The following is a 12,845-nucleotide window of genomic DNA, read 5'->3' on the forward strand; positions in this document are numbered from 1 at the left end:
GAGTACGGCAAAGCGAGTTCAAATCACTCCTGTGGAGTGTTTGAAGTTGGAAATAAGGAAACGACGTTTCCTCGCTCGTCGAAGTAATCAAAGATAAACTAAATGACTATATTTTAACCGGAAATTGATAGTGATACTCCCCTCCATTTCTTAGATTCACGTTAACCGATACAGTTCTATTTTTAATATGATAGCTGGCCTGACCCTCTCGAAACAACATGCTTCCCTCGGTCTCTATTGGTTTACTTTCCTCCTTTTTCTTAGAACTCGTTTGAGCTGGGTTTTCAGCAGTTTCTTGATTTTTTCTAGTTGGTTGATCCTCCTTTTTCAACTTTTCATCGGCAGTTTGGCTAGTAGCTATGGCATCTTCCTTATTTTCATCTGTTTGGCTAGCCACCTTTTCAGCAACTGCTTGACGCTCCTGCAAGTCTCCTTCAACCTTGTCCAAGACCATCTGAGCCATGATGTAGGCCGTCGTTTCTTGCCTCGCCACCTGAACTAAGCGACTTTCAGCTTCTTGGCGGTGGAGATAAAACTGAAGCAAGAGACTAAAAACTGCCAGCATCAAGAGGGCATAGAGCAGAATGCCAGCCCTAACTTTTTTCTTTAAAAGCATAGATAAAGGTCCGCTCCTCCCCATTTTTAAAGCTAAAGTCGATGCGCACCAGCTGGTTTTCTTGGGAAATAGCTGCGCTGTCCACCTGATAGAGCATGGGCTGATAGCCCTGTCCCCTGTCATTTGTTTTCCGAAAATCATCCGACCGTGACTTGCCAAAGGCCAAAGCCTGACCTCCCTTATCAACATAGACCTTGCCATTTTCAACCTTGACCAAGTCAGCCTGGTCCCACTCCGACCGCAATTGACTAGAGAAGACCAACCATTCCTTTTGAATAGTTTGATTTTGATAATGCACCTCTTGAACCAGCAATTTGGACAAACCCTCGAAAACTAAGAGACTACCTGAAAGGATGACTAAGGCTACCAAGCATTCCAAGAGAGTAAAAGCAGGAATTTTACTTTTTAACAACCGACAGAACCTCCTTTCCCTCGTGGAAAACAATGATCTTATCCGCTGTTCGTTGAACCTGAACTGTAACACCGTTTAAGGCTAGGTTATCTTGCTCAGTCTGAACAGCCATCTGTGCTAGATTGAGAACCTCCTGTTGTTCCAATTCCCAAGCCTGTCGCCTACGACCCGCATCCACAGCTGACAAAATCAAGCTACAAATGGTCACTAGGGTCGCAAGGGCAACCAGACTTTCTAGCAAAATATAAGCCTTATTCTTCTGTTTTCTTATAACGACCACTCCCTATATATAATTGATACGTGACCGTCTTTCGACTAAGCCGAAAACGAATCTTGGTCAGAGAAGAATTTCCACCATTTTCTTCAAATGTGATGGTCTTTTCTTCCAATACTTCTAATTTTTTAGGCACCTGTACAGTTTGATAACCATTTGTAACCTCCTGTCCACCGATAGCAAGGTTCACTTTTTGATGGGAACTGGCTGCCAATTTCTGACTGTCTTTATAGATAGCTTCAAATTCCCAAAGAAAAATCTCTTCCTGAACAGACCGAAAGGCCGTCTGTACCGTTCCCGACAGGCTGATTGCCAGAAAGCTGATGACAAATAAGGTCAGCAGGTTTTCAAAGAGGGTGAAGGCCTTATTGATTTGCTTTAAGAGCCTTGTATTCATTGTAGGATTGTGCTTGTTTTTCAGTGATATAGCCTTTCTGTTCTAACTCTGCCACTGTTGCTTCCTTATTGTGCTTCAATTCATAAAGCTCCATCTGACTCTCTACTACCTTGACAACTGCCGCATCCCCCTTCTTCTGAATAGCATCCTTCTGCTGGCTCAAATTTGGCACAAAAAGAAGCAAGAGCAGGCTGATAATTCCCAAAACGACTAACATTTCCACCAGAGTGAATGCTTTTACCTTCATTTCAATTAATTTTTTCATTTTATAACTCCATATTTTGATAAATCGGCAGCAACATGGCTGCGTAGATAAGAACGACCATTAAGGCCACAAAGAGAAAGACCAGCGGTTGAATCAGCTGCATGGCTCTATTGACCCGAGAGAAAAAATCCTCCCAACACTCGGCTGCATAAACTGTCAACTCGCTCCCCAACTTGGACTTGACCTGACCATACTCGACAATCAAACTCAGCTCCCGCTTAAAAAAGGCGTAGGTCTTGATGTGTTCGTGAAAACTCTGACCATTGGAAAGAGACTGCTCCAAGTCCTGTCCAATCTCCCGAAAGAGCTGCGATTGCTGCTCCTGCATCAAACCCACAATCTGCGGCAGGTCCAAGCCTTGCCCAATCAAACTCCCCCACTCCCTAGCGTAATAGGCCGTCAGATAGGTTTGGATGAGTTTTCCGAAAAATGGCAGAGCTGCTAAGCAGGAAAAGACCATGATTTTGTTAGTTTTGCGAAACCAAACAAGACCAGCCAAGACCGCCACCAAACTAAGTCCACAGAGAGATAAAAAGATGGTCGGCAAATGGTTAATTAGCATAGTCGCTGCATTGCCTTCCTCCAACTGGGGCAGAAGATAGTTTTTCAAGCCCAGCATAATCAAGAACAGAAAACCAAGCAAGATAATCGGATAGGTCGCCACCTCAATCAGTTTTTTACGAACCTTGCTAACATTTTCTAGATAGGACTGGATATGGCTCAAACTCAGGCTGGTATTGCCATGAACTTCTGCCAGAGCCACCTGCGTGACCACCGCATCTGAAAACCGCAAATCCGCCAGCAAACTCGAAAAAGGTTTGCCTGCCAGCAGCCCGTCTGACAAGACCTGGGTATAGGGGTCTGCCAAAAGCTGACTGCGTTTTAGGAAATCAACAATCTCCCCCAGATGAAAACCGCTGGCAAAGAGATTATTGAAAAGTTCAATGACTTTACGCTGGCGAGCCAAGGGCAATTTTTTCTGTTTCTGCCTGCCGAAGACTGATATGTCCTGCTGCAAAAAGGCGATCAATTTGCGCATTCCACTGGTCTGCGGAATGGTTTTGGTAGTTTCCCTTTGCAAAATCTACCACACCTCCTCCCCCAATCAAACGTTGATAAGCAATGCCTTGAAGGGCATTATTTAACTCCTCAGGGCTGACACCTAGTTCTAACATACGGGCGTAGACACCTGAAATAGACCTTGCATGAACTGTTGAGAAAACGGTAGCTCCCGTCAGGCTGGCTCGAATGACTGCTCGAGCGGTTTCCGCATCCCGAATCTCACCGATGATGAGCAAGTCTGGTCGATGGCGGAGGGACAGTTTGATCAGATTGTCGTAGGTGGCTCCGATGGCTTCATTGAGCTGGAGTTGCAGCATGTCCTCCTGTTTGATTTCGACAGGATCCTCGATGGTCAAAATCTGCTTGTCTGGGAATTTCAGCCTGGCAAGATGATACATAAGTGTGGTCTTACCAGAGCCGACTGGACCCGAAAAAAGATAGAGCCCTCGTCCCTTGATTTCTTCTGCAAGCCGCTCAGCCGCCTCAAACCAGAACTTGAGTTCCTTGTCATTGTCATAGAGCAGGCGGATGACCAGACTTTCCTTGCCACGATAATCCCCGACAGTTGATAAGCGAAGTGAAATCTCTCCGCTACCATAATCATAGTCACAGGAGCCCTGCTGGCTACGGCGTTTTTCACCGACATTTAATCCTGCTAAAAACTTGAAATGGCTGATGATGGCTGTTACTTCCTCCTCAGCCAAGTCTTGCACAAACTCTCGCTCGTCCATGATCCGATGGTAGACTTGGTAGCCCTGACCACGAGGAACCAGATAAATATCACTGACCCTATCCGCCACCGCCTCTTCAATCAACTTTCTTGCTTTTTCTTGAATCATAAAACCTCCTCACCCTATCTATTCGCAAGGAAACTTGATTTTCCATACTTTTTTGTTAAAATAATAAAAAAGCTTGGAGGTTCCTATGAAAAAAATAAAAAAAGGCGACCACATACGCGTAGTTAGCCCCTCTTCATCTATTGAAAGAATTGGTGGTTTTGAAGCCAATCTTGCCGCCAAGGAAAAACTGGAAGAACTGGGCTTCAAACTCTCTTTCTCAGAACATTATTTTGAAAATGATATGTTTTACTCTGCTCCGATTGCCAGTCGGGTTGCGGACTTGGAAGCCGCTTTTGCGGATGAGTCAGTCGATGCCATTCTGACAACCATTGGCGGTTTCAACTCTAACGAACTGCTGCCTTATCTGAATTTTGACCTAATCGTCCGCCATCCGAAAATTTTCTGCGGTTATTCGGATACGACTGCCCTGCTCAATGCCATCTACGCCAAGACAGGCATGCCAACCTACATGGGTCCAGCTTATTCAAGCTTTAAAATGGTGCAAGCCCAACAGTATCAAACAGAGGCCTGGCTCAAGGCTGTGACACAAGATTCCTATGAACTGACCCCGAGTCCAGAATGGTCTAGCGATGCCTGGTACCTACCAGACGCCCCTCGCACCTTTTACCCGACTGAATGGAAAGTCTACAATCCAGGCCAGGCTAGCGGAACAGCTATTGGAGGAAATCTCTCTACTTTTGCGCTCTTACATGGTACTGAGTTCGCTCCAAAACCCGAAAAGTACATCTTGTTTCTTGAAGAAGCTGAAGAAGATCACTATACCGAATTTACAAGGCATTTTGCTGCGCTCTTACAAAACTATCCCAATCCCCAAGCCGTCCTCATTGGTCGTTTTCCTAAGGAAACCAAGATGACAGAGGAGATTTTGTTGGCGATTTTGGACAAGCACCCTATTCTCAAAACCATCCCTGTTCTCTACGATTTAGACTTTGCCCATACCCAGCCTCTGTTTACCATTACCATCGGTGGACAGGTAGAACTTGATGCCGAAACCTTTTCTATCAGATTCAGCTAAAAAGGATTGCTAACTAGGGCAATCCTTTTTACTATTCATTTACACAATTAGTTTGTTTTAATTTACAAGGACGTAGGCGGGGTTGTGTAGACTGCTTAACAAAACCAGCAGGTAAATTTTCTCTCGCTTCTACCAACATCAGCGAATGATACCGCTGCAAATATTCATCGCATTCCTCACACCAATGCTGGTCTGATTCATCCCAAAAGGCCACCATTGTGCCATTTTTACTCTGCTTTTTAGGGAACTTTTCTGACAATCGTACCCATTCCTTCTGAAATGCTTTTAAGGCATCTTCATAACGGTCAAAGGCTACACTACTAACAATATCTCCTTCCCAACCGTCTAAAAACCACCAGGGTTCAAAATCTCCATACATTTTAATAACTTGATACATAACACATACTTCCTTTTTCGTACACATTATACCGAAAGCAATTGAATTAGGAAAACATTCTGCTTGTTAATTCCTTATCAAGTTATGTAAGCGTTTAAAATCTGAACAAAAGAAAACACATCCCTCAGAAAGAGATGTGTCTCAAATCTTATTCAGTTACAGTCTCAAGGTTTGCTTCTTCAGCAAGCTCTTCAGCGAGAGTGTCTTCAATGATTTCAACTTCATTGATGGCTTGTGGTTCAAGATTACGGTAGCGGGCCATACCTGTACCTGCTGGGATAATCTTACCGATGATAACGTTCTCTTTCAAACCGAGAAGGTTATCACGTTTACCACGAATAGCTGCATCTGTAAGAACGCGAGTTGTTTCTTGGAAGGATGCGGCAGACAAGAATGAGTTGGTTTCAAGGGACGCTTTTGTGATACCCATAAGAACTGGACGAGCTGTTGCCGGAATACCACCTGCAATAACCACGTCAGCATTGGCATCTGTAAAGTCTGTGATATCCATGAGGGTACCCATGAGAAGATCTGTGTCACCTGGATCCATGACACGAACTTTACGAAGCATTTGACGAACCATTACCTCGATGTGCTTGTCGCCGATTTCTACACCCTGGCTACGGTAAACTTTTTGAACTTCAGAAAGAAGGTAAGTTTCAACCGCCAAGACATCACGGACTTCAAGCAAGCGTTTTGGTTGGATGGAACCTTCAGTAAGGGCTGCTCCACGCGCAACTTGGTCACCAACTTCAACCTTCATGCGGGCTGTAAATGGTACCACGTATTCGCCTTCTCCAGTTACACCCTTAACAAAGACTTTCTTGGTACGAGTAGAAGCATCTTCTTCAATGGCGATAACTTCCCCTTTGACCTCAGTAATAACCGCTTCCCCTTTCGGATTACGGGCTTCAAAGATCTCTTGGACACGAGGAAGACCCTGCGTGATATCGCTGTTTGAGGCTACACCACCCGTGTGGAAGGTACGCATTGTAAGCTGTGTACCAGGCTCACCGATAGATTGGGCAGCGATTGTACCAACAGCTTCACCCACTTCAACCGCATCACCTGTCGCCAAGTTGATACCGTAACAATGACGGCAGACACCGTGACGAGTGTTACATGTAAATACGCTACGGATGGTTACTTGTTCAACACCTGCATTGACAATTTCACGGGCAATGTCTTCTGTAATCAATTGGTTTGGACCAATAATAACGGCACCCGTTTCAGGATGTTTAACCGTTTTCTTAGTGTAACGACCTTGCAAACGCTCTTCAAGCGGCTCGATCATTTCCTTGCCATCTGTGATGGAACGGATGTCAAGACCACGGTCTGTTCCACAGTCGTCTTCACGGATGATGACATCTTGGGCAACGTCAACCAAACGACGAGTCAAGTAACCTGAGTCGGCTGTCTTCAAGGCCGTATCCGTCATACCCTTACGGGCACCGTGAGTAGAGAAGAACATTTCCAATACAGAAAGACCTTCACGGAAGTTAGACAAGATAGGCAATTCCATGATACGTCCGTTCGGAGCTGACATCAGACCACGCATACCGGCCAACTGGGAGAAGTTGGAAATGTTACCACGGGCACCAGAATCCATCATCATAACGATTGGGTTCTTCGGATCTTGTTTTTCAACCAGACGTTTTTCCAATTTTTCCTTAGCTGAACGCCATTCATCTGTAACAGCTGCATAACGCTCATCATCCGTAATCATACCACGACGGAATTGTTTCTTGATCTGTTCTACACGTTCGTGAGATTCTTCAATGATTTCTGCCTTGTTGTCGATGACTGGGATATCGGCAATACCCACTGTCAAACCAGCGAGTGTTGAGTGATAGTAACCCAAGTCTTTCAAACGGTCAAGCAGGGCTGATGTTTCAGTTGTACGGAAACGCTTGAAGATTTCAGCGATGATGTTACCAAGATTTTTCTTCTTGAATGGTGGGTTGATTGGCAATTCTGCAATAGCAGCCTTGATATCAGATCCTGGTTCCAAGAAGTATTTATCAGGAGTTCCTTCTGTCAAGTTAGCATTGTTTGGCTCTTGCAAGTATGGAAGACCTTCTGGCATAATTGCGTTGAAGAAGATTTTACCAACAGTTGTCATCATGACCTTGTGTTTTTGGTTGTCTTTCCAAGGTTTATCAAGGCTATCTGTTGCGATACCAACACGAGTATGCAAGTGAACATAGCCATTGCGGTAAGCCATAACAGCCTCATCCGCATCTTTGAAGACCATGCCTTCACCTTCACGACCAGCATCTTCCATGGTCAAGTAGTAGTTACCCAAAACCATATCCTGAGATGGTGTTACGACTGGTTTACCATCTTTAGGGTTAAGGATGTGTTCTGCCGCAAGCATAAGGATACGTGCTTCTGCTTGTGCTTCTTCTGACAATGGAACGTGAATCGCCATCTGGTCACCATCAAAGTCGGCGTTGTAGGCTTCACAGACAAGCGGGTGCAAGCGAAGGGCCTTACCGTCGATTAGGACTGGCTCGAAAGCCTGGATACCCAAACGGTGAAGGGTAGGTGCGCGGTTCAAAAGAACTGGGTGTTCTTTGATCACTTCTTCCAAGATATCCCAGATACGATCATCACCACGTTCAATCAAACGTTTCGCGGCTTTGACGTTACCAGCAATATCACGGGCAACGATTTCGCGCATAACAAACGGTTTGAAGAGCTCAATTGCCATTTCGCGTGGCACACCACATTGGTACATTTTAAGAGTTGGACCAACGGCGATAACGGAACGTCCTGAGAAGTCAACACGCTTACCAAGCAAGTTTTGACGGAAACGTCCTTGCTTACCTTTCAGCATGTGGCTGAGTGATTTAAGCGGACGGCTACCTGGTCCTGTGATTGGACGACCACGGCGACCGTTGTCAATCAAAGCATCCACAGCTTCTTGGAGCATACGTTTTTCGTTTTGTACGATGATACCTGGAGCGTTAAGTTCCAAGAGACGAGCCAAACGGTTGTTACGGTTGATAACACGGCGGTAGAGTTCGTTCAAGTCTGATGCGGCAAAGCGGCCACCATCCAACTGAACCATCGGACGCAAATCTGGTGGAATAACTGGAAGGATATTGAGAATCATCCACTCAGGCTTGTTACCAGATTTGTAGAATGCATCCAATACATCCAAACGGCGAACTGCTTTAATCCGTTTTTGACCAGAAGCTGTTTTCAATTCTTCTTTCAAAGCTGCGATTTCTTTTGGAAGATCGACTTGTTTCAAGAGGTCTTGGATCGCTTCTGCACCCATTTTGGCAACGAATGAACCATAGCCATATTCACGCAAACGCTCACGGTATTCGCGCTCTGTCATGATTGACTTGTGCTCAAGCGGTGTATCTTTCGGATCGATCACCACGTAAGCTGCGAAGTAGATAACTTCCTCAAGCGCACGTGGGCTCATATCCAAGGTCAAGCCCATACGGCTTGGAATGCCTTTGAAATACCAAATGTGTGAAATTGGTGCTTTCAACTCAATGTGTCCCATACGCTCACGACGGACTTTTGCACGAGTTACTTCCACACCACAGCGGTCACAAGTGATCCCTTTATAACGGATACGCTTGTATTTACCACATGAACACTCCCAGTCTTTTGTTGGACCAAAGATGACTTCGTCAAAGAGTCCATCACGTTCTGGTTTAAGTGTACGATAGTTGATTGTTTCAGGTTTTTTAACCTCACCGTAAGACCATGAACGAACCTTACTTGGTGAAGCTAACGTGATTTGCATACTTTTAAATCGATTTACGTCAACCACTAATAATCCCTTTCTTTTCTTGTGAGAGGCTGGATTCCCAGACCTCAAATTCTTGAACAATAATCAGCAGAATGGATAGCTGGTAAGCTATTCCTCTATAAATCAGACGGTGGAAGACCGTTGGTCCTTATCTCTTTCAGTTCTGAGATTTGGACCAACTTGTTCCATCCATTCTAATTATTCTTTGCCTTCTGCTTCTTCTGCTGCAAAGGCTGCGGCTGCGTCAGCTGCGGCTTTTGCACGTGCTTTTTCAAGATCATCTACGTGGATGATGTCATCATCTTCACCTTCATCAAGGTCACGCAATTCTACTTCATTGTTGTCTTCATCAAGGACACGCATATCCAAACCAAGTGATTGCAATTCTTTGACAAGAACGCGGAATGATTCTGGAACACCTGGTTTTGGAATTGGTTTACCTTTGGTGATGGCTTCATAGGCTTTCAGACGGCCTGTCACATCATCTGACTTGTAAGTCAAGATTTCTTGAAGGACGTTAGAAGCACCGTAGGCTTCAAGGGCCCAAACCTCCATCTCACCGAAACGCTGACCACCAAACTGAGCCTTACCTCCGAGTGGCTGTTGGGTAACGAGTGAGTATGGTCCGACTGAGCGGGCGTGAAGTTTATCATCAACCATGTGGTGAAGCTTGATCATGTACATGACACCGACAGACACACGGTTGTCAAATGGCTCACCTGTACGTCCATCGTAAAGAATGGTTTTGGCATCTGAATCCATACCTGCTTCTTTAACAGTTGACCAGAGGTCTTCTGAACTTGCACCATCGAAAACTGGTGTTGCAATATGAATGCCCAAGTTGCGAGCCGCCATACCCAAGTGAAGTTCCATAACCTGACCGATGTTCATACGTGATGGCACCCCGAGTGGGTTCAACATGATGTCAACTGGTGTTCCGTCTGGAAGATATGGCATATCCTCAACAGGTACAATACGTGAAACGACACCCTTGTTACCGTGACGACCGGCCATCTTATCTCCGACCTTGATCTTACGTTTTTGAGCGATGTAAACACGAACCAACATGTTAACACCTGATTGCAATTCATCACCGTTGGCACGAGTAAAGATTTTCACATCACGAACGACACCATCGGCACCGTGAGGTACACGAAGAGATGTATCACGTACTTCACGTGACTTGTCACCGAAGATAGCGTGTAAGAGGCGCTCTTCAGCAGAAAGATCTTTCTCACCTTTTGGTGTGACTTTACCAACAAGAATGTCGCCTTCTTTAACTTCCGCACCGATACGGATAATCCCCATTTCATCCAAGTTACGAAGAGCATCTTCACCAACGTTTGGAATTTCGCGAGTGATTTCTTCAGGGCCTAACTTGGTATCGCGTGTTTCTGATTCATATTCTTCCAAGTGAACAGATGTATAGACATCATCTTTCACAAGGCGCTCAGACATGATAACCGCATCCTCGAAGTTGTAACCTTCCCACGTCATGTAGGCAACGATAGGGTTTTGACCAAGGGCCATTTCCCCACGTTCCATAGAAGGACCATCTGCGATGAAATCACCTTTTTCAACGACATCCCCCAATTTAACAAGGGTACGTTGGTTGTAGGCAGTACCTGAGTTTGAACGACGGAATTTCTGAATGCTGTAAACATCCAAAGAGCCATCTTCACGGCGTACTTCTACCTTGTCCGCATCTGCGTAAACAACCTTACCATCATGTTGGGCAATAACTGCTGCACCTGAGTCATGGGCAGCCTGGTATTCCATACCCGTACCAACGTAAGGTGCTTTGGGATCAATCAATGGAACAGCCTGACGTTGCATGTTGGCACCCATGAGGGCACGGTTGGAGTCATCGTTTTCCAAGAAAGGAATACATGCTGTCGCAACGGCAACTACCTGCTTAGGAGAAACATCCATGAAGTCTGCTGAATCTGCTGGAAATTCTTGGTTGTTACCTTGGTGACGTCCCATAACAATCTTGTCAACGAAACGGTTGTTTTCATCAAGTGGTGATGTTGATTGTGCAACGATATAAGCATCTTCTTCATCGGCAGTCAACCAAACGATTTCGTTTGTAACTGTACCAGTTGCACGGTCAATCTTGCGGTATGGTGTTTGGATGAAACCATACTTGTTAAGGTGTCCGTAAGAAGATAAGTTGTTGATCAAACCGATGTTTGGTCCCTCAGGCGTTTCAATCGGACACATACGGCCATAGTGAGTATAGTGAACGTCTCGAACCTCATAACCAGCGCGGTCACGAGTCAAACCACCAGGTCCCAAGGCTGACAAACGACGCTTGTGAGACAACTCAGAAAGTGGGTTGTGTTGGTCCATGAACTGTGACAACTGAGATGAACCAAAGAATTCTTTAATGGCAGCTGTAACAGGGCGGATATTGATGATTTGTTGCGGTGTCAATACTTCATTGTCTTGAACAGACATACGCTCACGCAAGTTACGTTCCATACGGGTCAAACCGATACGTACTTGGTTAGCAAGCAATTCACCAACGGCACGAATACGACGGTTACCCAAGTGGTCAATATCGTCAACGCGACCAAGACCTTCTGCAAGGTTAAGGAAATAGCTCATCTCTGCCAAGATATCCGCTGGAGTGACAATACGCACATTTTCAGCTGGATTAGCATTACCAATCACCGTCACAACACGTTCTGGATCCTTAGGTGCCACAATCTTGAATTTCTGCAAAAGAACTGGCTCAAGAAGAACAGCATTGTCATTTGGAATGTATTCTACAATGTTCAACTCGTCAAATTGTGCTTCTACTTTTTCAAGCACATCACGAGTCAAGACAGTCCCTGCTTCCAAGACGATTTCACCTGTTTCACCGTTGATTACGTGTTCAGCAAGTGTTTGGTTGAGCAAACGAGTACGGAGGTTGAGTTTTTTATTGATTTTATAACGACCAACAGGTGCCAAGTCGTAACGACGTGGATCAAAGAAACGAGCTGTCAAAAGGCTACGAGAGCTTTCAGCTGTCTTTGGTTCACCTGGACGAAGGCGCTCATAGATTTCCTTGAGGGCTTCATCTGTACGAGAATCTGCTGGGTTTTTGTGAATATCTTTTTCGATGGTGTTGCGAACCAATTCGCTATCACCGAAGATGTCAAAGATTTCATCATCGCCTGAGAAACCAAGCGCACGAACAAGCGTTGTGAACGGAATCTTACGCGTACGGTCAATACGAGTGTAGGCAATGTCTTTTGAGTCTGTTTCCAATTCCAACCAAGCTCCACGGTTAGGGATAACCGTTGAACCGTAACCTACTTTACCGTTCTTATCTACTTTATCATTGAAGTAGACACCTGGTGAACGAACCAACTGAGAAACGATGATACGCTCTGCACCGTTGATGATGAAGGTACCCATCTCAGTCATGATTGGAAACTCACCAAAGAAGACTTCCTGAGTCTTGATCTCGCCAGTTTCCTTATTGACAAGACGGAAAGTCACATAAATTGGAGCAGAATAGTTGGCATCGTGTGCACGCGCCTCTTCCAAGGTATACTTAGGTTGCTTCAGCTCATAACCAACAAATTCCAATTCCATGGTATCCGTAAAGTTTGAAACTGGAAGCACATCTTCAAAGACTTCTTTCAAACCATAGTCAAGAAAATCTTTAAATGAATCCGTTTGGATTTCAATCAAATTTGGTAAATCAAGAACTTCCTTGATTCTTGAAAAACTACGACGGGTACGGTGCTTACCGTACTGAACTTCATGTCCTGCCAAG

Annotated in this window: 11 protein-coding genes; 1 reads left to right on the forward strand and 10 read right to left on the reverse strand. The window is 45.1% G+C overall.

Annotation, left to right across the window (positions count from 1 at the left end):
- Positions 1 to 106 precede the first annotated feature (106 nt).
- The 7 genes from comGG to comGA are packed head-to-tail and all read right to left on the reverse strand — an operon-like array spanning position 107 to position 3,865.
- The gene (gene comGG / locus SST62_RS0107610) at positions 107 to 616 is read right to left on the reverse strand and encodes a competence type IV pilus minor pilin ComGG (protein ID WP_029186877.1); all 510 of its coding nucleotides are present in this window, start codon (positions 614 to 616) and stop codon (positions 107 to 109) included.
- Positions 594 to 1,028 carry a competence type IV pilus minor pilin ComGF gene (comGF, locus tag SST62_RS0107615; RefSeq protein ID WP_029186878.1) on the reverse strand — a complete coding sequence of 145 codons (435 nt, stop codon included), beginning with the start codon at positions 1,026 to 1,028 and terminating at the stop codon, positions 594 to 596. Before comGF ends, comGG begins: the two co-directional genes overlap by 23 nt.
- Complete coding sequence (gene comGE / locus SST62_RS0107620) at positions 1,015 to 1,308, reverse strand: competence type IV pilus minor pilin ComGE (protein WP_029186879.1); 294 nt, start codon at positions 1,306 to 1,308, stop codon at positions 1,015 to 1,017. Before comGE ends, comGF begins: the two co-directional genes overlap by 14 nt.
- Positions 1,280 to 1,699 carry a competence type IV pilus minor pilin ComGD gene (gene comGD, locus SST62_RS0107625; protein WP_029186880.1) on the reverse strand — a complete coding sequence of 140 codons (420 nt, stop codon included), beginning with the start codon at positions 1,697 to 1,699 and terminating at the stop codon, positions 1,280 to 1,282. The genes comGE and comGD overlap by 29 nt, the downstream gene beginning before the upstream one ends.
- A complete protein-coding gene (gene comGC / locus SST62_RS0107630) occupies positions 1,668 to 1,964 on the reverse strand; it encodes a competence type IV pilus major pilin ComGC (RefSeq protein WP_029186881.1) in 297 nt (98 codons plus the stop codon). The genes comGD and comGC overlap by 32 nt, the downstream gene beginning before the upstream one ends.
- Before the next feature lies 1 nt (position 1,965).
- The gene (gene comGB / locus SST62_RS0107635; protein ID WP_050571899.1) at positions 1,966 to 3,003 is read right to left on the reverse strand and encodes a competence type IV pilus assembly protein ComGB; all 1,038 of its coding nucleotides are present in this window, start codon (positions 3,001 to 3,003) and stop codon (positions 1,966 to 1,968) included.
- Positions 2,915 to 3,865, reverse strand: a complete 951-nt coding sequence (comGA, locus tag SST62_RS0107640) for a competence type IV pilus ATPase ComGA (RefSeq protein WP_029186883.1) — start codon at positions 3,863 to 3,865, stop codon at positions 2,915 to 2,917. The genes comGB and comGA overlap by 89 nt, the downstream gene beginning before the upstream one ends.
- Before the next feature lie 85 nt (positions 3,866 to 3,950).
- On the opposite strand from comGA, the gene SST62_RS0107645 reads away from it, so the two are divergent.
- Positions 3,951 to 4,901, forward strand: a complete 951-nt coding sequence (locus SST62_RS0107645) for a S66 family peptidase (protein WP_029186884.1) — start codon at positions 3,951 to 3,953, stop codon at positions 4,899 to 4,901.
- Between the two features lie 31 nt (positions 4,902 to 4,932).
- Here the strand turns inward: SST62_RS0107645 and SST62_RS0107650 are convergent, their stop codons facing one another.
- The 3 genes from SST62_RS0107650 to rpoB form a co-directional block, all read right to left on the reverse strand.
- Positions 4,933 to 5,298 (reverse strand): DUF1033 family protein, encoded by a 366-nt coding sequence (locus tag SST62_RS0107650; protein ID WP_029186885.1) that lies wholly within the window; start codon positions 5,296 to 5,298, stop codon positions 4,933 to 4,935.
- Between the two features lie 148 nt (positions 5,299 to 5,446).
- A complete protein-coding gene (gene rpoC, locus SST62_RS0107655) occupies positions 5,447 to 9,094 on the reverse strand; it encodes a DNA-directed RNA polymerase subunit beta' (RefSeq protein WP_029186886.1) in 3,648 nt (1,215 codons plus the stop codon).
- A gap of 177 nt (positions 9,095 to 9,271) precedes the next feature.
- Complete coding sequence (gene rpoB / locus SST62_RS0107660; protein ID WP_029186887.1) at positions 9,272 to 12,844, reverse strand: DNA-directed RNA polymerase subunit beta; 3,573 nt, start codon at positions 12,842 to 12,844, stop codon at positions 9,272 to 9,274.
- Between the last annotated feature and the right edge of the window lies 1 nt (position 12,845).

This window comes from Streptococcus suis YS56, from assembly GCF_000440115.1.
GTDB lineage: Bacteria > Bacillota > Bacilli > Lactobacillales > Streptococcaceae > Streptococcus > Streptococcus suis_L.

Excerpts from the sequence above, each read along its gene's own strand:
- comGG (WP_029186877.1), bottom strand. The coding sequence starts at position 616 with ATGCTTTTAAAGAAAAAAGTTAGGGCTGGCATTCTGCTCTATGCCCTC.
- comGD (WP_029186880.1), bottom strand. The coding sequence starts at position 1,699 with ATGAATACAAGGCTCTTAAAGCAAATCAATAAGGCCTTCACCCTCTTT.
- comGC (WP_029186881.1), bottom strand. The coding sequence starts at position 1,964 with ATGAAAAAATTAATTGAAATGAAGGTAAAAGCATTCACTCTGGTGGAA.
- comGB (WP_050571899.1), bottom strand. The coding sequence starts at position 3,003 with ATGCGCAAATTGATCGCCTTTTTGCAGCAGGACATATCAGTCTTCGGC.
- comGA (WP_029186883.1), bottom strand. The coding sequence starts at position 3,865 with ATGATTCAAGAAAAAGCAAGAAAGTTGATTGAAGAGGCGGTGGCGGAT.
- SST62_RS0107645 (WP_029186884.1), top strand. The coding sequence starts at position 3,951 with ATGAAAAAAATAAAAAAAGGCGACCACATACGCGTAGTTAGCCCCTCT.
- SST62_RS0107650 (WP_029186885.1), bottom strand. The coding sequence starts at position 5,298 with ATGTATCAAGTTATTAAAATGTATGGAGATTTTGAACCCTGGTGGTTT.